21 protein-coding genes are annotated in these 21054 nt (G+C 63.3%); 14 read left to right on the top strand and 7 right to left on the bottom strand.

Annotation, left to right across the window (positions count from 1 at the left end; genetic code table 11):
- The first annotated feature begins 1 nt into the window (after position 1).
- The 12 genes from nadD (at position 2) to MFF34_RS23090 (ending at position 11077) form a co-directional block, all read left to right on the top strand.
- Positions 2-661, top strand: coding sequence for a nicotinate-nucleotide adenylyltransferase (gene nadD, locus MFF34_RS23145; protein WP_027592607.1), 660 nt, complete (start codon positions 2-4; stop codon positions 659-661).
- 42 nt (positions 662-703) lie between these two features.
- Positions 704-1123 (top strand): ribosome silencing factor, encoded by a 420-nt coding sequence (gene rsfS, locus MFF34_RS23140; RefSeq protein ID WP_027592608.1) that lies wholly within the window; start codon positions 704-706, stop codon positions 1121-1123.
- A 9-nt stretch (positions 1124-1132) separates the two neighbouring features.
- A complete protein-coding gene (rlmH, locus tag MFF34_RS23135) occupies positions 1133-1600 on the top strand; it encodes a 23S rRNA (pseudouridine(1915)-N(3))-methyltransferase RlmH (RefSeq protein ID WP_023382530.1) in 468 nt (155 codons plus the stop codon).
- A 16-nt stretch (positions 1601-1616) separates the two neighbouring features.
- On the top strand, positions 1617-3506 hold the full coding sequence (gene mrdA, locus MFF34_RS23130) for a penicillin-binding protein 2 (RefSeq protein WP_027592609.1): 1890 nt from the start codon (positions 1617-1619) through the stop codon (positions 3504-3506).
- Positions 3507-3544: 38 nt separating this feature from the next.
- Positions 3545-4648 (top strand): rod shape-determining protein RodA, encoded by a 1104-nt coding sequence (gene rodA / locus MFF34_RS23125; protein ID WP_050580719.1) that lies wholly within the window; start codon positions 3545-3547, stop codon positions 4646-4648.
- Between the two features lie 17 nt (positions 4649-4665).
- Positions 4666-5676 (top strand): lytic murein transglycosylase B, encoded by a 1011-nt coding sequence (gene mltB, locus MFF34_RS23120; RefSeq protein WP_085272343.1) that lies wholly within the window; start codon positions 4666-4668, stop codon positions 5674-5676.
- Complete coding sequence (locus tag MFF34_RS23115) at positions 5676-6680, top strand: septal ring lytic transglycosylase RlpA family protein (RefSeq protein ID WP_027592612.1); 1005 nt, start codon at positions 5676-5678, stop codon at positions 6678-6680. The genes mltB and MFF34_RS23115 overlap by 1 nt, the downstream gene beginning before the upstream one ends.
- Positions 6681-6874: 194 nt before the next feature.
- A complete protein-coding gene (locus MFF34_RS23110; RefSeq protein ID WP_238216649.1) occupies positions 6875-8035 on the top strand; it encodes a D-alanyl-D-alanine carboxypeptidase family protein in 1161 nt (386 codons plus the stop codon).
- A gap of 75 nt (positions 8036-8110) precedes the next feature.
- Entirely contained in the window at positions 8111-8386 is a 276-nt protein-coding gene (locus tag MFF34_RS23105; protein WP_012312556.1) for a DUF493 domain-containing protein, read from the top strand.
- Positions 8386-9033, top strand: a complete 648-nt coding sequence (gene lipB / locus MFF34_RS23100; protein ID WP_027592614.1) for a lipoyl(octanoyl) transferase LipB — start codon at positions 8386-8388, stop codon at positions 9031-9033. The genes MFF34_RS23105 and lipB overlap by 1 nt, the downstream gene beginning before the upstream one ends.
- Positions 9034-9035: 2 nt before the next feature.
- A complete protein-coding gene (lipA, locus tag MFF34_RS23095; protein ID WP_027592615.1) occupies positions 9036-10052 on the top strand; it encodes a lipoyl synthase in 1017 nt (338 codons plus the stop codon).
- Positions 10053-10138: 86 nt separating this feature from the next.
- Positions 10139-11077, top strand: coding sequence for an LD-carboxypeptidase (locus tag MFF34_RS23090; RefSeq protein WP_238216648.1), 939 nt, complete (start codon positions 10139-10141; stop codon positions 11075-11077).
- 83 nt (positions 11078-11160) lie between these two features.
- On the opposite strand, the gene MFF34_RS23085 is transcribed toward MFF34_RS23090, so the two are convergent.
- The 5 genes from MFF34_RS23085 to leuS all read right to left on the bottom strand — a co-directional run bounded on the left by MFF34_RS23085 (position 11161) and on the right by leuS (position 17180).
- Entirely contained in the window at positions 11161-12480 is a 1320-nt protein-coding gene (locus MFF34_RS23085) for a lytic murein transglycosylase (protein ID WP_027592617.1), read from the bottom strand.
- 60 nt (positions 12481-12540) lie between these two features.
- Positions 12541-12705 carry an alternative ribosome rescue factor ArfA gene (gene arfA / locus MFF34_RS23080; RefSeq protein WP_016501800.1) on the bottom strand — a complete coding sequence of 55 codons (165 nt, stop codon included), beginning with the start codon at positions 12703-12705 and terminating at the stop codon, positions 12541-12543.
- Between the two features lie 126 nt (positions 12706-12831).
- Positions 12832-13869, bottom strand: a complete 1038-nt coding sequence (holA, locus tag MFF34_RS23075) for a DNA polymerase III subunit delta (protein ID WP_027592618.1) — start codon at positions 13867-13869, stop codon at positions 12832-12834.
- A gap of 38 nt (positions 13870-13907) precedes the next feature.
- A complete protein-coding gene (gene lptE / locus MFF34_RS23070; RefSeq protein ID WP_186677453.1) occupies positions 13908-14513 on the bottom strand; it encodes an LPS assembly lipoprotein LptE in 606 nt (201 codons plus the stop codon).
- A gap of 60 nt (positions 14514-14573) precedes the next feature.
- Positions 14574-17180 carry a leucine--tRNA ligase gene (gene leuS / locus MFF34_RS23065; protein WP_238216646.1) on the bottom strand — a complete coding sequence of 869 codons (2607 nt, stop codon included), beginning with the start codon at positions 17178-17180 and terminating at the stop codon, positions 14574-14576.
- A gap of 227 nt (positions 17181-17407) precedes the next feature.
- On the opposite strand from leuS, the gene MFF34_RS23060 reads away from it, so the two are divergent.
- Both MFF34_RS23060 and MFF34_RS23055 read left to right on the top strand, forming a co-directional pair.
- On the top strand, positions 17408-17722 hold the full coding sequence (locus MFF34_RS23060) for a hypothetical protein (RefSeq protein WP_027592621.1): 315 nt from the start codon (positions 17408-17410) through the stop codon (positions 17720-17722).
- A gap of 132 nt (positions 17723-17854) precedes the next feature.
- The gene (locus MFF34_RS23055; RefSeq protein ID WP_238216644.1) at positions 17855-18616 is read left to right on the top strand and encodes a YdcF family protein; all 762 of its coding nucleotides are present in this window, start codon (positions 17855-17857) and stop codon (positions 18614-18616) included.
- Positions 18617-18680: 64 nt separating this feature from the next.
- Here the strand turns inward: MFF34_RS23055 and lnt are convergent, their stop codons facing one another.
- Entirely contained in the window at positions 18681-20198 is a 1518-nt protein-coding gene (gene lnt, locus MFF34_RS23050; RefSeq protein ID WP_099430532.1) for an apolipoprotein N-acyltransferase, read from the bottom strand.
- Positions 20199-20206: 8 nt separating this feature from the next.
- A complete protein-coding gene (locus MFF34_RS23045) occupies positions 20207-21046 on the bottom strand; it encodes an HlyC/CorC family transporter (RefSeq protein ID WP_027592624.1) in 840 nt (279 codons plus the stop codon).
- Between the last annotated feature and the right edge of the window lie 8 nt (positions 21047-21054).

Here is a 21054-nt window from a genome sequence, read left to right as displayed (position 1 = left end):
GTTGAGCAAGGCCCAGGCAGTCCGGCGCATCGGCATTCTAGGCGGCACCTTCGACCCCGTTCACATCGGCCACCTGCGCAGCGCGCTGGAAGTGGCCGAGTTGATGGCGTTGGACGAGTTGCGGCTGTTGCCCAATGCCCGGCCGCCGCACCGCGACACCCCGCAAGTGGCCGCGCAAGATCGCCTGGCCATGGTGCGCAGCGCCGTGCAGGGCGTCGCCTGCCTGAGCGTGGATGCCCGCGAGCTTGCCCGCGACAAGCCGTCGTACACCATCGACACCCTGGAGTCGATCCGCGCCGAACTGGGCGCTGACGACCAGCTGTTCCTGGTGTTGGGTTGGGATGCCTTTTGTGGCCTGCCCGCCTGGCACCGCTGGGAAGAGCTGCTGCAACACTGTCACATCCTGGTGCTGCAACGCCCCGATGCCGACGTTGAACCCCCTGACGAGCTGCGCAACCTGTTGGCTGCGCGCTCCGAGAGCGATCCCACCGCCATGTCCGGCCCGGCGGGAAATATTTCGTTCGTCTGGCAGACACCGCTTGCGGTGTCGGCTACACAGATCCGACAGCTGCTGGCCAGCGGCAAATCGGTGAGGTTCCTGGTGCCGGACGCCGTACTGGCCTACATCGAGGCACACGAACTGTATCGTGTGCCTAACTGACGGTGCTCCGGCACCTCATCCAACAAGTTGAACGAGTTTTATATGACCAAGCAGAAAATTTACGGCGAAGAACTGGTCCAAGTGACCAAGGCAGCGCTGGAAGACGTCAAGGCCCAGGATATCCAGGTCATCGACGTGCGTGAAAAGCACAGCCTGACCGACTACATGATCATTGCCACCGGTACCTCCAACCGCCAGATCAACGCGATGGCCGAAAAGGTCCGTGAAGCCGTCAAGGCCAAGGGTGCCCAACCCCTGGGTGAAGAAGGCAAGGGCGACAGCGACTGGGTGCTGCTGGACCTGAACGATGTCATCGTGCACATGATGACCGCCGCTGCCCGCCAGTTCTACGACCTGGAGCGCCTGTGGCAGGGTGCCGAGCAAAGCCGTGCCGCCGATGGCAAGCACCACAGCCCGGACCACGCCCACGAGTACTCCGACAAGCTCAAAGACCGGGAATAAGGAAGCGTCGTGCGTCTGCGCCTGATCGCGGTCGGCTCGCGCATGCCCAAGTGGGTCGAGGACGGTTGGCATGAATATGCCAAGCGCCTGCCCCCGGAGCTGTCGCTTGAGCTGGTGGAAATCCCGCTGAATACCCGTGGCAAGAATGCCGACGTCGCTCGCCTGATCCGTCAGGAGGGCGAAGCCATGCTGAGCAAGGTTCAGCCTGGGGAACGCATCGTCACCCTCGAGGTCCATGGCAAGCCCTGGAGTACCGAGCAGCTGGCGACCGAGCTGGACCGCTGGCGCCTGGATGCGCGCACGGTGAATTTGATGGTGGGCGGCCCGGAAGGGCTGGCGCCTGAGGTTTGCGCACGCGCTGAGCAACGCTGGTCGCTGTCGCCGCTGACGTTGCCGCACCCGTTGGTAAGGATACTCATCGGCGAGCAGATCTATCGCGCCTGGACCGTGTTGTCCGGGCACCCTTACCACAAATGAGCCTGTAAGCAGTCCGATGTCGCAGCCGATCCGTCTCAAGGACCACGAGAAAGACGCCCGCCTGGTGCGTAACCGCGTCGTGGTCGGCGCAGTGGCGATCATGCTGCTTATCTGCGTTTTGATCGCGCGGCTGTATTACCTGCAGATCATCCAGTACGACTATCACTCGACGTTGTCGGAGAATAACCGGGTGCATGTGCAGCCGATCCCGCCGACCCGTGGGCTGATCTTCGACCGCAATGGGGTGATCATCGCCGATAACCGGCCCAGCTTCAGCCTGTCCATGACCCGTGAACGTGCGGGTAACTGGCAGGAAGTGCTGGACAATATCGTCGAAGTGCTGGAGCTGACTGACGACGACCGCGCCCTCTTCGAGAAGCGCATGCGCCAGGGCCGTCGGCCGTTCGAGCCGGTGCCCATCCTGTTCGAACTGAGCGAAGAGCAGATCGCCCGGGTGGCGGTGAACCAGTTCCGCCTGCCCGGCGTGGAAGTGGTCGCGCAGTTGGTGCGGCATTACCCGCAAGGTGCGCATTTTGCGCACTCGGTGGGGTATGTCGGGCGTATCAACGAGAAAGAGCTGAAAACCCTCGACCCTGTGAACTACAGCGGTACGCACCATATCGGCAAGACCGGTATCGAGCGTTTCTACGAGGATGCGTTGCACGGCCAGGTCGGTTACGAGGAAGTCGAGACCAACGCCCGCGGCCGCGTGCTGCGGGTGCTCAAGCGTACCGACCCCAAGCCTGGCAAGGACATCGTCCTGAGTCTCGACATCAAGCTGCAGGAAGCCGCCGAGGCCGCCTTGGGTGGCCGTCGTGGCGCGGTGGTTGCGCTCGATCCGCGTACCGGCGAAGTGCTGGCGATGGTCAGCCAGCCAAGCTTCGACCCTAACCTGTTCGTCACCGGCATCAGCTTCAAGGCCTATGCCGAGCTGCGGGATTCGATCGACCGGCCGTTGTTCAACCGCGTACTGCGCGGGCTGTACCCACCTGGCTCGACCATCAAGCCTGCGGTGGCCATCGCCGGTTTGGACAGTGGCGTGGTCAATGCCGGCAGCCGGGTGTTCGACCCAGGCTATTACCAACTGCCCAACTACGATCACAAATACCGTAACTGGAACCGCTCTGGCGATGGCTGGGTCGACCTGGATACCGCGATCATGCGCTCCAACGACACCTACTTTTACGACCTTGCCCACAAGATGGGCATCGATCGTTTGTCCAGCTACATGAACAAGTTCGGCATCGGCCAGCGGGTTTCGCTCGACATGTTCGAAGAATCCGCCGGCCTGATGCCGTCTCGCGAATGGAAGCGTGCCACCCGCCGCCAGGCCTGGTTCCCCGGCGAAACCCTGATTCTCGGGATCGGCCAGGGCTACATGCAGGCCACGCCGCTGCAGCTGGCCCAGGCCACCGCGTTGATCGCCAACAAAGGCGTGTGGAACCGCCCGCACCTGGCCAAGACCATCGAAGGCCAACCGCCGGTGGACGAGAACCCAATGGAAAACATCATCCTGCGTGACAAGTCGGACTGGGCCAAGGTGACCCACGGCATGGAGCAGGTGATGCACAACGCCCGTGGTACCGCGCGCAAGGCTGCTGCCGGCGCCCAGTACCGCATCGCCGGCAAGAGCGGTACCGCCCAGGTGGTGGCGATCAAGCAAGGCGAGAAATACGACCGCAACAAACTTCAGGAACGCCACCGCGACCACGCCCTGTTCGTCGCCTTCGCCCCGGCCGACGACCCGAAAATCGTGGTGTCGGTGATGGTCGAGAACGGCGAATCCGGCTCTGGCGTCGCCGCGCCCGTGGTGCGCCAGATCATGGACGCCTGGTTGCTCGACGAGCATGGCCGGCTCAAGTCCGAGTTCGCTCCCGCCACCGTTACCCAGGAATCGGCCCTGTGATGAACAATTTCGATCGCATGCTCTCCAGCGAGGATGTGATGCGTCGGCGCGCCAGCTTCCTGCAGCGCATCCATATCGATGGCCCGTTGCTGGTCATCCTCCTGACCCTCGCGGCCGGCAGCCTGTTCGTGCTGTATTCGGCCAGTGGCAAGAACTGGGACCTGCTCCTCAAGCAGGCGACTTCGTTCGGCATCGGCCTGGTGTCGATGTTCGTCATCGCCCAACTGGAGCCGCGGTTCATGGCGCGCTGGGTGCCATTGGCCTACGTCACCGGGGTGCTGTTGCTGGTGGTGGTGGACGTGATGGGCCACAACGCCATGGGCGCCACCCGGTGGATCAACATCCCCGGGGTGATTCGCTTCCAGCCCTCGGAATTTCTCAAGATCATCATGCCGGCGACCATCGCCTGGTACCTGTCCAAGCGCACCTTGCCGCCACACCTCAAGCATGTGGCGATCAGCCTGGTGCTGATCGGCGTGCCGTTCATCCTCATCGTTCGTCAGCCCGACCTGGGCACGGCGCTGTTGATTCTGGCCTCCGGTGCGTTCGTGCTGTTCATGGGCGGGCTGCGCTGGCGCTGGATTGTCAGTGTGGTAGCGGCGGCGGTGCCGGTGGCGGTGGCCATGTGGTTCTTCGTCATGCACGACTACCAGAAGCAGCGCGTACTGACCTTCCTCGACCCGGAAAGCGACCCCTTGGGCACCGGCTGGAACATCATCCAGTCCAAGGCTGCGATCGGTTCGGGCGGGGTATTCGGTAAGGGCTGGTTGCTGGGCACCCAGTCGCACCTGGACTTTTTGCCCGAGAGCCACACCGACTTCATCATCGCCGTGCTCGGTGAGGAGTTCGGCCTGGTCGGCATCTGCCTGCTGCTGATCGTCTACCTGCTGCTGATTGGTCGCGGCCTGATGATCACGGCCCAGGCGCAGACCCTGTTCGGCAAGCTGCTGGCGGGCAGCTTGACGATGACCTTCTTTGTATACGTGTTCGTCAATATCGGTATGGTCAGCGGCCTTCTGCCCGTGGTGGGCGTGCCGCTGCCCTTCATCAGCTATGGCGGAACTTCGTTGGTGACGCTGCTGTCAGCGTTTGGCGTTCTGATGTCGATCCATACGCACCGCAAATGGATCGCACAGGTTTGAATAAGGTGAAGAATTTCATGCAAGCAGTGCGTAACTGGGCTGCCCGTTGTGCGCCGTGGATCGGCGCGGTGGGCCTGTTCGGCGCTGTCCAGCTGGCCCATGCCGGCGACTACGAAGGCTCGCCCCAAGTGGCCGAGTTCGTTGGCGAAATGACCCGCGACTACGGCTTTGCCAGCGAGCAGCTGATGGGCGTGTTCCGTGAGGTCCAGCGTAAACAGTCAATTCTCGATGCCATCTCGCGGCCGGCCGAACGGGTCAAGCCGTGGAAGGACTACCGTCCGATGTTCATCACCGACGCGCGCATCGCCCGCGGTGTGGACTTCTGGCGCCAGCACGAAGCGGTGTTGGCGCGGGCCGAGCAGGAATACGGGGTGCCGGCGCAAGTCATCGTCGCGATCATCGGCGTAGAGACCTTTTTCGGCCGCAATACCGGTAATTACCGGGTCATCGACGCCCTCTCGACGCTGGGCTTCGACTACCCGCCGCGGGCCGAATTCTTCCGCAAGGAGTTGCGCGAGTTCCTGCTGCTGGCCCGTGCCGAGCAGCTTGACCCGCTCACGCTCAAAGGCTCCTACGCAGGCGCCATGGGCTTGCCGCAGTTCATGCCGAGCAGCTTCCGCAACTATGCCGTGGACTTCGACGGCGATGGCCACATCAATATCTGGAACAACCCGGACGATGCCATCGGCAGCGTAGCCAGCTACTTCAAGCGCCATGGCTGGGTGGCCGGCGAAGGCGTGGTCAGCCGCGCCAGGGTGCAGGGCGAGCGGGTTGATGAAGGCCTGACCACGGGTATCGAGCCGGTGAAGACTGTCGGGGAGTTGCGGGCGCTGGGCTGGTCGAGTCATGATGCGCTGCGCGATGATCTGCCGGTCACCGCCTTCCGCCTGGAGGGCGAAAACGGCCCCGAGTACTGGATGGGCCTGAAGAACTTCTACGCGATCACTCGCTACAACCGCAGCGTGATGTACGCCATGGCGGTGCATCAGCTTTCGGAACAGCTGGTCCAAGCACGGGGCGTCAAGTAATGCGCGCAATCATCTCTGCCACTACCTTCAAGCTGCTGACCTGCATGACTGTCGGCATGCTGTTGGTCAGCTGCTCTTCCAGCCGCCCGACCACCACCCAGAAAAGCGGTAATACAGTCCGCGCCCAGCCCGGTCTGGACATCAACCGTGCCCACAAGGACGGTGCGCCGTGGTGGGACGTGGACGTGAACAAGATCCCCGACGCCACGCCGACCGTGCACACCGGCAACTACAAGGCCAACCCCTACACGGTACTGGGCAAGACCTACTACCCGATGCAGGACTCGCGCAACTACCGCGCCGAGGGTACCGCGTCGTGGTATGGCACCAAGTTTCACGGGCAGAACACGGCCAACGGCGAGCTTTATGACCTGTACGGCATGAGCGCGGCGCACAAGACCTTGCCGCTACCGGCCTATGTGCGGGTGACCAACCTGGCCAACGGCCGCAGTGTGGTCCTGCGGGTCAACGACCGTGGCCCGTTCTACTCCGACCGTATCATCGACCTGTCCTACGCGGCGGCGAAGAAGCTCGGCTACGCCGAAATCGGCACCGCGCATGTGCGCGTCGAAGGTATCGACCCGCAACAATGGTGGGCCCAGCGTGGCCAGCAGCCACCGTTGGTGCTGAAGGAGCCCCAGGTTGCCCAGACCCAGTCGATCCCGGCCAGCACCGGCCGTGTCGAGCAGTGGACCCCGCCACCCCAGCAGCATGCTGCACCCGTAGTGCCCGTTCAAGTCGGCGGCAACAATGTGCCGGCAGGCAACGGCGGCAGCTTCTTGCAGGTGGGCGCCTTCGCCAACCCGGACGCCGCCGAACTGCTGCGTTCGAAACTGAGCACTATGGTCAGCGCGCCGGTGTTCATCAGCTCCATCGTGCGTAACCAGCAAACCTTGCACCGCGTGCGTTTGGGGCCGATCAGCAGCCAGGGCGAGATCCAGCAAGCGCAGAACAGCATTCGCCTGGCGAACTTGGGGCAGGCCAAGCTGGTCACAGCTGACTGACCGCACCGGCCAAACTGTCGGTTTTGTCATGAATTGACGGGCGCGGGCATGTACAATGTCCGCTTTTGCCCGCAGCGACATAAAGCCGCAGTGTGCGGGCTCGGCCCAAGGCCTTAAAAACTAGACTGACTGGCGCTGGGCACACGATGTGGCCCAGGCAACATCTCAGACCATTAGCGATTTTCGAGAGACGGATGAACATCACCAACCTTGCCAAACGACTTTGCCTGCCCGTACTGCTGATGATCACGCCTGCTGCTTTCGCGGCAGAGCAGATGATGCCGGCACCACCGCAACTGGCAGCCAAGTCCTACGTACTCATGGACGCGTCCAGCGGCAACGTGCTGGTCGAGAACAACGGTGACGAGCGCCTGCCGCCAGCCAGCTTGACCAAGCTGATGACTGCCTATATCGCCACCCTGGACATTCGCCGCGGCCAGATCGGTGAAAACGACCCGGTTACCGTCAGCGAAAACGCCTGGCGTACCGGTGGTTCGCGCATGTTCATCAAGGTCGGCAGCCAGGTGACTGTCAGCGACCTGCTGCACGGCATCATCATCCAGTCAGGTAACGATGCGTCCGTCGCCCTGTCCGAGCACATTGCCGGCAGCGAAGACGCCTTCGCCGACATGATGAACAAGACGGCCGCTGACCTGGGCATGTCCAACAGCCACTTCATGAACCCGACCGGCCTGCCGAACCCCGAGCACTACTCCTCGGCGCACGACATGGCCCTGCTGGCGCGCGCGATCATCGACGTCGACCCGGCCCACTATGCGATTTACTCGCAGAAAGAGTTCTTCTGGAACAACATCAAGCAGCCGAACCGCAACCTGCTGCTGTGGCGTGACAAGACCGTCGACGGCCTGAAAACTGGCCACACCGACGAAGCCGGTTACTGCATGGTGGCTTCGGCCGTACGTGACGGCCAGCGCCTGATCGCCGTGGTGTTCGGTACCAACAGCGAGCAGTCCCGTGCTGCCGAGACCCAGAAGCTGCTGACCTACGGCTTCCGCTTCTTCGAAACTCAGACCTTCTATCAGAAAGGCACCGAGCTGACCCAGGCTCCAGTCTGGAAGGGCGCCACCAGCCAGGTTAAAGCTGGCCTGGCCAACGACCTGACCATGACTATGCCTAAAGGCCAATTGAAGCGCCTTCAGGCTTCGATGACCATGAACCCGCAGCTCACCGCACCGATCGCCAAAGGTGACGTGATCGGCAAAGTGGAAGTCAAACTGGACGAGAACGTGGTTCACAGCGCCGACCTGATCGCCCTCGATGGCGTCGAGGAAGGTGGTTTCTTCCGCCGTATGTGGGATAGCATCCGTCTATTCTTCTACGGGTTGTTCAACTGATAACGTGACCTGCCACGCTCCCGCTGTTCAGGCGGGAGCGTTGTTGTTGCCACGGCTTACGAGGCCGTTTCCGCTATGAGCGAACCTGACGTCAAGTCGCACAAAATCGAATTCCCCTGCGCCGACTACCCGATCAAGGTCATCGGCGATACCGTTGTCGGTTTCAAGGACATGGTCATCGAAGTCCTCAGCAAACACGCCAAGGTCGACCTCGCCACGCTGGCCGAGCGCCAGAGCAAGGAAGGCAAGTACACCACGGTGCAATTGCACATCGTTGCCGAGAGCGAGAACCAGCTGCACGATATCAACAGCGCCCTGCGCGCTACCGGCATCGTGAAAATGGTGCTCTGATGTCCGCCTGTCTCGGTTTTCGCGATCTTGGCCTGCAGCCCTATGAACCGGTGCTGGAAGCCATGCGTCGCTTTACCGAGCAGCGAGGGCCCGACAGCCAGGATGAAATCTGGCTGGTCGAACACCCTTCGGTCTTTACCCAGGGCCAGGCCGGCAAGGCCGAGCACCTGCTGATTCCGGGTGATATCCCGGTGGTGCAGACCGACCGCGGTGGCCAGGTGACCTACCATGGCCCCGGGCAACTGGTGGCCTACCTGCTGCTGGATGTGCGGCGGCTGGGTTTTGGGGTACGTGAGCTGGTCAGCCGCATCGAGCAGACCCTGATCGACCTGCTTGCCAGTTACGATGTCCAGGCGGCGGCTAAGCCCGACGCCCCGGGTGTCTATGTCGATGGAGCGAAAATCGCCTCCCTCGGCCTGCGAATCCGCAACGGCCGTTCGTTCCACGGCCTTGCCCTGAACGTGGACATGGACCTTGCGCCATTCCGCCGAATCAACCCCTGCGGTTATGCGGGGCTGGCCATGACCCAGCTACGCGATCTGGCAGGCCCGATCGAACTCAACGAGGTCAGGACAAGGCTGCGCGGACAGCTGGTCAAGCACCTCGACTACGCTGAGCAGACGACCCTCACGGGCGGAATCGACTGAATATGACAACTGTGCAAGAAGCCGTGCCGAACCTGATACCTACCCAGGATGCCACCCCGCGCCCAGCGCCGAAGAAGGTGGAAGCTGGGGTCAAACTGCGTGGTGCCGACAAGGTCGCGCGCATCCCGGTAAAGATCATCCCTACCGATGAACTGCCGAAAAAGCCTGACTGGATCCGCGTGCGCATCCCGGTCTCGCCCGAGGTAGACCGCATCAAGCAACTGCTGCGCAAGCACAAGCTGCACAGCGTCTGCGAAGAGGCCTCCTGCCCGAACCTGGGCGAGTGCTTCTCGGGCGGTACTGCGACCTTCATGATCATGGGTGACATCTGCACCCGTCGTTGCCCATTCTGCGACGTTGGCCACGGCCGACCGAAGCCACTGGACCTCGATGAGCCGAAGAACCTCGCCGTCGCCATCGCCGACCTGCGCCTGAAGTACGTGGTGATCACTTCGGTGGACCGCGACGACCTGCGTGATGGCGGTGCCCAGCACTTTGCCGACTGCATCCGCGAGATCCGCGCTTTGTCGCCGGGCGTGCAGTTGGAAACCCTGGTCCCGGACTACCGTGGCCGTATGGACGTGGCCCTGGAGATCACCGCGCAAGAGCCGCCGGATGTCTTCAACCACAACCTGGAAACCGTACCGCGCCTGTACAAGGCCGCGCGTCCGGGGTCGGACTACGACTGGTCGCTGGACCTGCTGCAGAAGTTCAAGCAGATGGTCCCGCACGTACCGACCAAATCGGGCCTGATGCTCGGCCTGGGCGAGACCGACGAAGAAGTCATCGAAGTGATGCACCGCATGCGCGAGCATGACATCGACATGCTGACCCTCGGCCAGTACCTGCAGCCGTCGCGCAGCCACTTGCCGGTGCAGCGTTTCGTGCACCCGGATACCTTCGCCTGGTTCGCCGAAGAAGGCTACAAGATGGGCTTCAAGAACGTAGCTTCCGGCCCGCTGGTGCGTTCTTCGTACCACGCTGACCAGCAGGCTCACGAAGCCAAGATCAAGCTCTGAGCCTGGTCTGAAGCACCCGTGCCGATGCGCGCCGAAAGGCCGCATCGGCATTTTTGTTTGTGTGCCCTGCACTGCAAGGAGTTGCGATGAATTGCGCTGAAACCGTTGAATCCCGCCTGCCCGCTGCCCTGGGGGAGAACGCCTGCTTTGCCATCGTCGCCCCGGCCGGGCCGGCGTGGCTGGATGCGCAAAAGGCCAGCCAGTGGTTCACCGAGCGTGGCTACCGCTGCCGTATTTACCCGGGCGTTGAGCAGGCGCAGGGCTACCTGGCGGGGTCCGATCAGCAGCGGCTGCAGGACCTGCACGATGCTTTTGCTGACCCGGCCATCGACGCCATCCTGTGCATGCGCGGCGGCTATGGCAGCATGCGCCTGCTCGACAGCCTCGACTTTGACCTGATTCGTTGCAACCCCAAGCCGCTGATCGGCTACAGCGACATCACCGCGCTGCACACGGCTATCCAGCGCAAAGCCGGGTTGCTGACCTTCCACGGGGCGATGCTGAATGCCGACCTGTTGGGCGCCAAACTCGAGCCGACCGAGTCGTCGCTGCTGGCGCAACTGATTGGGCAGGTGGGGGCGGGGGATACGATCGCGCATCCGGCCGACTTTGCGTTGAGCTGCGTGGTGCCGGGGGTTGCCCGCGGGCGTTTGCTGGGGGGCAACCTGTCGATGCTGGGGGCGACCCTGGGAACGGTGGCAGAGATCGATACGCAGGGCTGTATTCTGTTTATCGAAGACGTCAACGAGCCGTTGTTCAGGGTGGATCGTTTGCTGACCCAGTTGCGCCTGGCGGGCAAGCTTGCGGGGGTGAAGGGGGTGCTGGTGGGGGATTTTGCCGGGATCACCGTGGCGGCGTTGACGCCGCTGCTGCAGGACATTTTCGGGCCCCTGGGCGTGCCGGTGCTGGCCGGGTGGCGCAGTGGGCATTGTGATCCGAACGTGTGCTTGCCGCTGGGGGCTGAGGTGGTGCTGGACAGTGGGGAGATGAGGCTGGTGTTGCAGCAGGATTTGTTCAAGGCTTGAGATTGTCGGGGCTGCTTTGCAGCCCATCGCAGGCAAGCCAGCTCCTACAGGAGCGGGTTCACCCGCGAACGGCCGCAAGGGTATTACTGCTGACGCAGGCTCTCGAGCAGCTTATGGGTTGGATACCCATCCGCCGGCCATCCCAACCCCTGCTGGGCATTGCGAATGGCCTTGCGGGTGTTGGCGCCAATGATGCCATCGGCGTTGCCCGCGTCATGCCCGCTAGCGTTGAGCAGGTGTTGCAGCTCCATGCGCTCGCTGCGGCTCAAAGGCAGGTCCTCTTTCGGCCAGCTGCCGGCAATGAAGCCCCACCCCGAGAACCGGTCACCCAACAGGCTTACGGCCAGTGCGTAGGACGACGAGTTGTTGTACTTGAGTATGGCGCGGAAGTTGTCCAGCACCAGGAACGCCGGGCCGCGTGCACCTGCAGGCAGCAGCAGGGCGGCAGACAGCTGATTGCTGTTGGCGGGCAGCTGAGTACCGGCTGGCAGCTTCACGCCCAGTTGTAGCCACTCGCTCACCGGCTTGCGCAGCGACCCGTCGGCCAGCCAAAAGTCGAACCCGGCCGGCACTTGCACTTCAAAGCCCCAAGGCTGGCCGCGTTTCCAGCCAGAGCTCTGCAGGTAGTGCGCTGTGGAGGCCAGGGCATCGGGGGTGCTGTTCCAGATATCCCGGCGGCCATCACCGTCGAAATCCACTGCATGGGTGTTGTAGGTGGTCGGGATGAACTGGGTCTGGCCCATGGCACCAGCCCACGAGCCACGCATGGCCTCTGGCTGGATATCACCGTTCTGCAGGATTTGCAGGGCGGCAATCAGCTGGTCTTGGGCGAATTGGGGGCGGCGGCCTTCGTAGGCCAGGGTCGCCAGTGAGCGAATGACCGACTTGCTGCCCTGGAACTGGCCGAAGTTGCTCTCCATGCCCCAGACCGAAACCAGCACTTGGCGGTCCACGCCATAGCGCTGCTCGATGCGGGTCAACAGTTCTGCATTCTGCTCCATCAGCTTCTTGCCGTTGCGCACGCGCAGTGGCGACAGTGCGCCTTCCAGGTATTCCCACACCGGGCGGGTGAATTCTGGCTGGCTGCGGTCGGCCTTGATCACGTCCATGTCGGGGGTGACACCGAGGAACGCACGGTCGAAGGTGTTTGGCGAAATGCCAGCCTGCAAGGCTTGTTGGCGGAAGCCAGCCTGCCATTGCGCGAAGGTTTGCAGGGGCTGGATCTCAGTAGCACTGGCGTCGGGCGTTGCACCAGGCACGTTCACCACTGGGGCGGGCTGGGCAGGTGCCAGCGGCAAGGCATCGGCGGCGGTGGGTTTTTCCGCGCAGGCGACGAGCAGGATGAAGCTGGAGGCCGCGATCAGCTGGCGGGATTTCCAACGGGGGAGAAGGCTGAGGAGCATGCACAGATCCAGAATTTCAGGTCAGGTGACGACCATACCATGCCTGCGCTTTCGATGCTTTCATGCCGCCAAAAAGTAAGAAGCCTCCCAATCTCTCGATTGGAAGGCTTCGCGGCGGTAGCTGCCTTTGCCCTTGTCCGGTTGTTCCTGGCGGCAGCGGAACAGTGGCTGGGCGACGATCGACTTGGCCTTGTTGGGGCCGTGCTTCTTCGGTTTTTTGCTCATGGTGCGGATTCCCGATGGGTGGCTTTCGGGGCGCACTGTAGGCCGCTGGGTGGGGGAGGGCCAATTGATTGTGTATATGATTCGAAGGCCCTATCGCCGGCAAGCCGGCGACAGCGGCTTAGACTATTACTCGGAAGGGAGCGCTAGCCGCTGCCCGGCCATCAGCAGCGACAGCCGTGCCAGCCCGGTCCAGGGCGAACCCTCGGCCTGGCCCTTGATCTGCGCATCGATCCGCTGGGCATCCTGCAACAGCTGGGCCCAGCGCTGCGCCGAGAGGCGCTGCAGGGCTTTGCTGACCAGTGGTCGGCGTTTATCCCACACCGGTGGCCGCGCCTGGCTGAAGGCCTTGTCCAGCGGCACGCCCTGGCTGAACTGTTGGGCCAGCCCGGCCAGTTGGCGCAGTTCGCGCGCCAGTGCCCACAGAATCACCGGCGGCTCCACGCCTTCGCCGCGCAGGCCTTCAAGCATGCGCAGGGCGTGCGCGGCTTCGCCATTGAGAATGGCATCGACCAGGCCGAAGACATCGAAGCGGGCGCTGTCGGCGACCGCCGCCTGTACGGTCTCGACGGTGATCTGGTTGCCGTCGGCCAGCAGCTTGAGTTTTTCGATTTCCTGGGCGGCAGCCAGCAGGTTGCCTTCGACCCGGGCGGCGATCAGGTCCACGGCATCGCGTTGAGCCGAAAGGCCGGCCTGCGACAGCCGCTGGTTGATCCACTGCGGCAACTGGTGCGCATCCACCGGCCAGATCTGGATGAACTGGCAATGGGCGCCTTCGATCAGGGCCTTGCCCCACTTGGTCTTCTGCGCGCTGCCGTCGAGCTTGGGCAGGCTGATCAGCAGCAGCGTGTCTTCGGCCGGCCTGGCACAGTATTCCATCAAGGCTGCAGCACCCTTGTCACCGGGCTTGCCGGAGGGCAGGCGCAGTTCCAGCAGGCGGCGCTGGGCGAAAAGGGACAGGCTGGCGCCCGCCTGGAGCAAGGTGCCCCAGTCGAAATTGGCGTCGGCGCTGAACACCTGGCGTTCGTCGAAACCTTGTTGGCGTGCGGCGCCGCGGATGGCGTCAGCGGCTTCCTGGCACAGCAATGGGTCGTCGCCGCTGACCACGTAAACCGGTGCCAGGGCGCCTTGCAGGTGCTTGTTGAGTTGGGCGGGGGCGAGTTTCATCGGAAACAGGCGGGGCACCTAAGGTGCCCCGCACGGGCTCAGTTGCCCGGAACTTCCAGTGGCGACTGCTGAGGCGTTTCCGCCTGCTGACGGCGTGCCGCTTCCAGCGCGGCGGCTTCAGCCTGGGCGCGTTCGTCGGCTTTACGCTGCAGCTCGTCGAGTTGCGTCGGGGTCAGCATCTGCAGGCGTACGACCATGGCGTTGACCAGGTCGCGGCGCATTTCGTCACGTGCCCGTTTTGCTTCCTGCTCGGAACCGGTGATGTTGGAACCGTCACGCACGTAGACCTTGCGCATTTCCAGTTTGTCGCTGAGCAGTTCCAGGTTGTTCAGGCCCTGGATGCTGTAGTTCAGTACCGTGGTCAGCTCGTACTCGGCCGAGCGGCTGCCACCGGTGTAGGTCGCGGCGCGTTCGTTTTCCTGCTCGTTGGTCAGCACCAGGCGGTAAGGTGCGCCCGCGTGCAGGTTGACGCCGTTACGCTCCAGGACCTGGCGCAGCTGGGTTACGGTTTCGCCATAGGCATTGCGCGCGCTGACGTCCATCTCTTTGACGCTCAGCTCGGTGGTGCCGGTGCCACGCAGCTGGAAACCGCAGGCGCTGAGCACGACGGCCAGGCCGATTACCAGCAGATTGCGTTTGATCATGTTGTTGCTCCCTCTTGGGCCTGTACCGCCCGCCCGCAGAACCTGCGGGCGGGCGTGCCATCAATTGGCGACGATGTTGACCAGCTTGCCCGGTACCACGATGACCTTGCGGATGGTCAGGCCATCGATGAAGCGCAGGACATTCTCGTTGCTGCGGGCGGCGGCTTCGATTTCCTCGCGGCTGGCGGCGGCCGGCATTTCGACCTGGCCACGCAGCTTGCCGTTGACCTGCACCACCAGGACGATGCTGTCCTGTACCAGTGCGCTCTCGTCGACGGCTGGCCAGCCAGCATCGATGACCGCCTGGTCGTGGCCCAGCGCCTTCCACAGTTCGTGGGAGATGTGCGGGGTGATCGGCGCCAGCAGCAGGGTGACGGCTTCAAGGCCTTCCTGCAGCAGGGCACGGTCCTGTTCAGTGGCTTGCGGGGCCTTTTCCAGGACGTTCATCACGGTCATCACCTGGGCGATGGCGGTGTTGAACTTGTGGTACTGGCCCACGTCGGTGCTGGCCTGCTTGATCGCGGCGTGGATGGCGCGGCGGATGACCTTTTGCGCGTCGTCCAGCGTGGCGACATCCAGCTTGCCCGGCAGGCCCTGGCTGACGTGGCCTTGGGCCAAACGCCAGACTCGACGCAGGAAGCGGCTGGCACCTTCGACGCCGGAATCGGACCACTCCAGGCTCATGTCGGGCGGCGAAGCGAACATCATGAACAGGCGGCAGGTATCGGCGCCGTAGGCTTCGATCATCGATTGCGGGTCGACGCCGTTGTTCTTCGACTTCGACATCTTCTCGGTGCCGCCGATTTCTACCGGCAGGCCGTCGGTCTTCAGGCGGGCGCCAATGATCTTGGCCTTGGCGTCACGTTCGATCTCGACATCGGCCGGGTTGAACCAGTCCTTGCCGCCGTTGCTGGCAACGCGGTAGTAGGTCTCGGCGACCACCATGCCCTGGGTCAGCAGGTTCTTGAACGGCTCGTTCGAGGTGACCAGGCCTTCGTCACGCATCAGCTTGTGGAAGAAGCGCGCGTACAGCAGGTGCAGGATCGCGTGCTCGATACCGCCGATGTACTGGTCGACCGGCAGCCAGTGGTTGGCGGCTTTAGGGTCGACCAGGCCTTGGTCGTAGTTTGGCGAGGCGTAGCGGGCGAAGTACCAGGACGACTCGACGAAGGTGTCCATGGTGTCGGTTTCGCGCTTGGCCGCCGTGCCGCATTTCGGGCAGGTGCATTCGTAGAACTCGGGCATGCGCGCCAGCGGCGAGCCGGCACCGTCCGGTACCACGTTTTCTGGCAGGGTGACCGGCAGCTGGTCTTCCGGCACCGGCACGTCGCCGCAGGACGGGCAGTGGATGATCGGGATCGGGCAGCCCCAGTAACGCTGACGGCTGATGCCCCAGTCGCGCAGGCGGAACTGGGTGCGCGACTTGCCGAGTTCCTTGCGGATCAGGGCGGCTTCGATGGCGTCGAAGGCGCCGGCGAAGTCCAGGCCGTCGAACTCGCCGGAGTTGATCAGTTGGCCGTGCTCGTTGTAGGCGGCCAGCCATTCGTTACCGACTTCGTCGCCTTCGCTGGTGCGCACCACGGCCTTGACCGGCAGGTTGTACTTGCGGGCGAATTCGAAGTCGCGCTCGTCGTGGGCCGGCACGGCCATCACGGCGCCGTCGCCGTAGTGCATCAGCACGTAGTTGGCGACCCAGACCGGCAGCTTCTCGCCGGTCAGCGGGTGTTCGACCAGCAGGGAAGTGGGCATGCCCTTCTTCTCCTGGGTGGCCATGTCGGCCTCGGCGACGCTGCCGCTCTTGCACTCGTCGATGAACGCCTGCAGCGCCGGGTTGCCTTGGGCAGCCTGGGTGGCCAGCGGGTGTTCGGCGGCGACCGCGACGTAGGTGGCGCCCATCAGTGTGTCAGGACGGGTGGTGAAGACCTTGAGGGTGCCTTCGTGGCCGATGGTGGCCTGGTCGAACGGGAACTGGACTTCCATGCCGCGCGACTTGCCGATCCAGTTGCGCTGCATGGTCTTGACCTGTTCAGGCCAGCCCGGCAGTTCGTCGAGGCTCTCGAGCAGCTCGTCGGCGTAGTCGGTGATGCGGAAGTAGTACATCGGGATTTCGCGCTTTTCAATCAGCGCGCCCGAACGCCAGCCGCGGCCGTCGATGACCTGCTCGTTGGCGAGCACGGTCTGGTCGGCCGGGTCCCAGTTCACGGTACCGTTCTTGCGGTAGATGACGCCCTTTTCGAACAGGCGGGTGAACAGCCACTGTTCCCAGCGGTAGTAGTCCGGCTTGCAGGTGGTGACTTCACGTGCCCAGTCGATGGCCAGGCCCAGGCTCTTGAGCTGGGTCTTCATGTAGTCGATGTTTTCGTACGTCCACTTGGCCGGGGCGACGTTGTTTTTCATCGCCGCGTTTTCCGCGGGCATGCCGAAGGCGTCCCAGCCCATCGGCTGCAAGACGTTTTTGCCCAGCATGCGCTGGTAGCGGGCAATCACGTCACCGATGGTGTAGTTGCGCACGTGGCCCATGTGTAGCTTGCCGCTCGGGTACGGGAACATCGATAGGCAATAGTAGGTGTCTTTGCCTGGCTGTTCGGTAACAGCGAACGATTGTTGCTCGTCCCAGAAGTTCTGGGCGGCGGCTTCGATATCACGGGGCGTGTATTGTTCGTGCATGGCTACTTTTGGCTGAGAGAGAAGAGACCTTGTTCCAGGCAGCGGAACCTCGCTGCAACCGGTACTCCGGTGTCGTTTAGAGTGAACGCCGTAGCATACAGCAGCGCTGCGCATCGTGGGAAACCTTGATTGCGAATGCCCGCTGGTCGCGGCAAACGGCTGCTTTTTAGAGTGACGCTAAGCTCAGGTGTGGGGGGAGATATTTTTATCTTCAATGAGGTGAACGGATGGGAGAGACGCAGCTACCCGCAATCAAACCGGAGCTTTACGAACGCCTGATCGACCGCCTTGGCCTGGCATTGGAAGTTGCCCGGACGTCGGTACGATTGCGCGACGAGAGTCCAGCCGAGCTGGAGTTGCGCGGCCTTAGCCACGCAGAGTTCGAAGTGATCAAGGCCTACCTGGAATCCCTTCCGGAGCGCCAAAATGCCTGTGCCGGCAGTTACCCGCAAGCGGAGCCGACATCGGCCAAGATCATCTGGCTCAAGGACAAGAAACGCCCCGCCAGCACGGCGAGATCCAGGACGCTGCCGCATCGTTAGCCGTTCAGGACGCCAGGCGCAGGCCATCGCGCGCCGGTTCTTCAATACACTTCTCACGATCGTCGCCGGCCGCACACTTGTTGCCCGGCGTCGATCCTCTTAGGCTGCACGCCTTCCATGGAGGTGTAGCCGATGCCCATTCGATTCTTCATCAAGCAATGGCTGATGCCGCCGGGCGTCCTGTTCCTGCTGCTGCTGGCCGCCTGGTGGCTGCGTACCCGCCGCCCGCGGCTGGCGGCGCTGTGCTTTGCAGTGGGGCTGGGTGGCCTGTGGCTGATGAGTTTGCCCCTGGTGCTGCAGGAGTCGGCACGGTTGCTGGAAACCGAACCGCCTTTGCAGGTCAGCGAGTGGGCGGGCCTTGCCGGCAGGGCGGATGCCATCGTCGTGCTAGGTGCCGGGCGTGAGCGCGGTGACCCGGCCTGGGGTGGGGATGACCAGCCTACGGCAACGGCCCTTGAGCGCATGCGCTTTGCTGCGCGGCTGGCCAAGGCGTCGGGGTTGCCGGTGCTGACCAGCGGTGGCTTGCACTACGGCACGCCGCCGAGCGAGGCGCGGTTGATGGCGGACCGCCTGCATGAGGATTTCGCGGTGCAGGTGAAGTGGAAGGAAGAGGACAGCCGCACGACCTGGGAAAATGCCCAGATGAGCGCCAAGGTGTTGCAGCCGTTGGGTATCCGCCGGGTGGTGGTGGTGACCCAGGCGTGGCACATGCAGCGCTCGCGCTGGAGCTTCGAGCAGGCCGGGTTCGAAGTGGTGCCGGCGTCGGTGGGATTCCTCGGGCGTGATCATGCACGGCCGTTCGGTGGGTTGCTGCCGGAGAGCCGGGCCATGTGGCAAAGCGGGCAGTTGCTCAATGAAGCCGTTGGGTTGCTGGGGTATCGGTTGTTCTATTGAGCCTTGTATTGCTTGTGCTGGCCTCTTCGCGGGTAAACCCGCGAAGAGGCCGGTGCAGGAGAACTCAAACGGTCTTGGCGATGCGCCCGGCCAGCAACGCCCAGCCCAGCAACAGCACACAGAGGATCGCCAGCGGCCACGAGCGCCACTGCAGGTAAGGCGTCAATTGCTGCATCGGCACCACCTCGCCATACAGCACCGCCTGCTGGAACTGCGGAATTTGCGTGGTAATGCGCCCGAACGGATCGATCAGCGCGGTTATGCCGTTGTTGGTGGCGCGGATCATCCAGCGGCCGGCTTCCAGTGCCCGCATCTGCGCCATCTGCAGGTGTTGCAGGGGGCCGATGGAGGTGCCGAACCAGGTGTCGTTGCTGATGGTCAGCAGCAGGTCGCTGCGCGCCGCCAGGCTCGCCGCGAACTCGGGGTAGACCACTTCGTAGCAGATGTACGGCGCGATCTGGTAACCCTTGGCCTGCAACAGCGGCTGGTCTTCGGGGCCCCGGGCAAAGTCCGACATGGGCAGGTTAAAGAACTCGATCGCGCCACGCAGCATGTCTTGCAGCGGCACATACTCGCCAAACGGCACCAGTTTCTGCTTGAGGTAGGTGCCGTCGCCTTCGCCGGTCACGGTGATGCCGTTGTAATAGCGGCGTTGGTGGTGCACCACCTCACGTACGGGGACGCCGGTGATCAGCGCCGAATGCCGCTCGGCGGCAAAGCGGCCCATCACGTCGATGTAGCCCTGGGCCTGGTCCTTGAGCACCGGGACCGCGGTTTCGGGCCAGATCAGCAGGTCTACGGGCTTCGAGGTGAAGGTCATGTCGCGGTACAGCGCCAGCTGTGCGTCGATGTGCGCGGGGTCCCATTTCACCTCCTGCTCGACGTTGCCTTGGATGGCGGCCACCTTGAGCGGATCACCCGCAGGCTTGGTCCAGGCGTGCCCCTTGAGGGCCATGCCCAGTACCCACGGGGCGAGCAACAGCACGCCGGCGACGGCCAGGAACGAGGGCCGGGCGCGTAGCCGATGCAGGTTGCACAGCAAGGCAGCGCTAAGCGCCAGGGTGAAGGAAATCAGCCACACGCCGCCTAGCGGCGCCAAGCCCGCCAAGGGACCATCGAGCTGGCTGTAGCCCGCATAAAGCCAGGGGAAGCCGGTCAGGAACCAGCCCCGGAAGGCCTCTTGCAACAGCCACAGGGCAGCGAAGCACAAGGCATCGGCCAGCGGCGCCTCGTTGCGCCGCAGCCAGCGCGCCCACAGCCACGTGGGCAGTGCGAAGAACCAGGCAAGGGCGGCGAAGAACGCCAGCAGCAGCAGGATCGCCAGCAGCGGCGAAGCGCCGCCGTAGGTGTTCATGCTGACGTAGATCCACCAGGTGCCGGCGCCGTACAGGCCAAAGCCGAAACACCAGCCGCGGCCCATGGCCTGGCGCGGGCTGAGCTCGCGCAGGCCAAGGTAAAGCAGGGCGATGGACAACAGGGCCAGCGGCCAGATGTCGAACGGCGCCAGGGCCAGGAGGGTGGAAGCGCCGGCCGCCATGGCCAGCAGGTTACCGGGCCAGCCGGGGCGGGTGATCCAACGCATGATTGTCCTTAGCGGGTGATCGGTGTCAGGCGCAGCAGGTGAATCCGCCGGCTGTCGGCATTGAGAATGCGGAACTTGTAGGCACCGATCTCGGTGGTTTCGTTGCGCTTGGGCAGGTGCCCGAACGCGCTCATCACCAGGCCGCCCACGGTGTCGAATTCGTCATCGGAGAAGGTGCTGTCGAAGAACTCGTTGAAGTTCTCGATCGGGGTCAGCGCCTTGACCAGGAAGTCGCCGCTGGGCAGCGGCTTGATGTAGCTGTCTTCCTCGACGTCGTGTTCGTCCTCGATGTCACCGACGATCTGTTCAAGCACGTCCTCGATGGTCACCAGGCCTGCCACACCGCCGTATTCGTCGATGACGACGGCCATGTGGTTATGGTTGGCACGGAACTCGCGCAGCAGCACGTTCAGGCGCTTGGACTCCGGCACGAAGGTGGCCGGGCGCAGCAGGTCCTTGATGTTGAAGCTGTCGCCGTTCTCTTTGAGGATCAGCGGCAGCAGGTCCTTGGCGAGCAGGATGCCCAGCACATCATCGTGGCTTTCGCCGATCACCGGGTAACGCGAGTGCGCGGCGTCGATCACCGCCGGCAGGAACTCGCGAGGCGATTGGCTGGCCTTGATGCTGATCATTTGCGAGCGCGGCACCATGATGTCGCGCACCTGCAGGTCAGCAACCTGGATGGCGCCTTCGACAATGGTCAGCGCTTCGCTGTCGAGCAGCTTGTTCTGATGGGCTTCGCGCAGCAGCTCAAGGAGCTCCTGGCGGTTTTTCGGCTCATGGGCAAAAGCCTGGGTCAGTTTACCCAGCCAGGACTTTTGCCCGTTGCTCGATCGATCTTCGCTCATGGCGGTTC

This window comes from Pseudomonas sp. PAGU 2196, from assembly GCF_022179005.1.
Taxonomy (GTDB): Bacteria; Pseudomonadota; Gammaproteobacteria; order Pseudomonadales; family Pseudomonadaceae; genus Aquipseudomonas; species Aquipseudomonas kermanshahensis.
The sequence above is the reverse complement of the archived record's forward strand: the minus strand, read 5'-3'. Positions and strand labels throughout refer to the sequence as shown.

Excerpts from the sequence above, each read along its gene's own strand:
- lptE (WP_186677453.1), bottom strand. The coding sequence starts at position 14,513 with ATGATCAAACGCAATCTGCTGGTAATCGGCCTGGCCGTCGTGCTCAGC.
- MFF34_RS23105 (WP_012312556.1), top strand. The coding sequence starts at position 8,111 with ATGAGCGAACCTGACGTCAAGTCGCACAAAATCGAATTCCCCTGCGCC.
- MFF34_RS23115 (WP_027592612.1), top strand. The coding sequence starts at position 5,676 with ATGCGCGCAATCATCTCTGCCACTACCTTCAAGCTGCTGACCTGCATG.
- mrdA (WP_027592609.1), top strand. The coding sequence starts at position 1,617 with ATGTCGCAGCCGATCCGTCTCAAGGACCACGAGAAAGACGCCCGCCTG.
- MFF34_RS23090 (WP_238216648.1), top strand. The coding sequence starts at position 10,139 with ATGAATTGCGCTGAAACCGTTGAATCCCGCCTGCCCGCTGCCCTGGGG.
- MFF34_RS23045 (WP_027592624.1), bottom strand. The coding sequence starts at position 21,046 with ATGAGCGAAGATCGATCGAGCAACGGGCAAAAGTCCTGGCTGGGTAAA.
- lipA (WP_027592615.1), top strand. The coding sequence starts at position 9,036 with ATGACAACTGTGCAAGAAGCCGTGCCGAACCTGATACCTACCCAGGAT.
- holA (WP_027592618.1), bottom strand. The coding sequence starts at position 13,869 with ATGAAACTCGCCCCCGCCCAACTCAACAAGCACCTGCAAGGCGCCCTG.
- rodA (WP_050580719.1), top strand. The coding sequence starts at position 3,545 with ATGCGTCGGCGCGCCAGCTTCCTGCAGCGCATCCATATCGATGGCCCG.
- mltB (WP_085272343.1), top strand. The coding sequence starts at position 4,666 with ATGCAAGCAGTGCGTAACTGGGCTGCCCGTTGTGCGCCGTGGATCGGC.
- MFF34_RS23085 (WP_027592617.1), bottom strand. The coding sequence starts at position 12,480 with ATGCTCCTCAGCCTTCTCCCCCGTTGGAAATCCCGCCAGCTGATCGCG.
- rsfS (WP_027592608.1), top strand. The coding sequence starts at position 704 with ATGACCAAGCAGAAAATTTACGGCGAAGAACTGGTCCAAGTGACCAAG.
- lnt (WP_099430532.1), bottom strand. The coding sequence starts at position 20,198 with ATGCGTTGGATCACCCGCCCCGGCTGGCCCGGTAACCTGCTGGCCATG.
- MFF34_RS23060 (WP_027592621.1), top strand. The coding sequence starts at position 17,408 with ATGGGAGAGACGCAGCTACCCGCAATCAAACCGGAGCTTTACGAACGC.
- arfA (WP_016501800.1), bottom strand. The coding sequence starts at position 12,705 with ATGAGCAAAAAACCGAAGAAGCACGGCCCCAACAAGGCCAAGTCGATC.
- MFF34_RS23110 (WP_238216649.1), top strand. The coding sequence starts at position 6,875 with ATGAACATCACCAACCTTGCCAAACGACTTTGCCTGCCCGTACTGCTG.
- leuS (WP_238216646.1), bottom strand. The coding sequence starts at position 17,180 with ATGCACGAACAATACACGCCCCGTGATATCGAAGCCGCCGCCCAGAAC.
- MFF34_RS23055 (WP_238216644.1), top strand. The coding sequence starts at position 17,855 with ATGCCCATTCGATTCTTCATCAAGCAATGGCTGATGCCGCCGGGCGTC.
- lipB (WP_027592614.1), top strand. The coding sequence starts at position 8,386 with ATGTCCGCCTGTCTCGGTTTTCGCGATCTTGGCCTGCAGCCCTATGAA.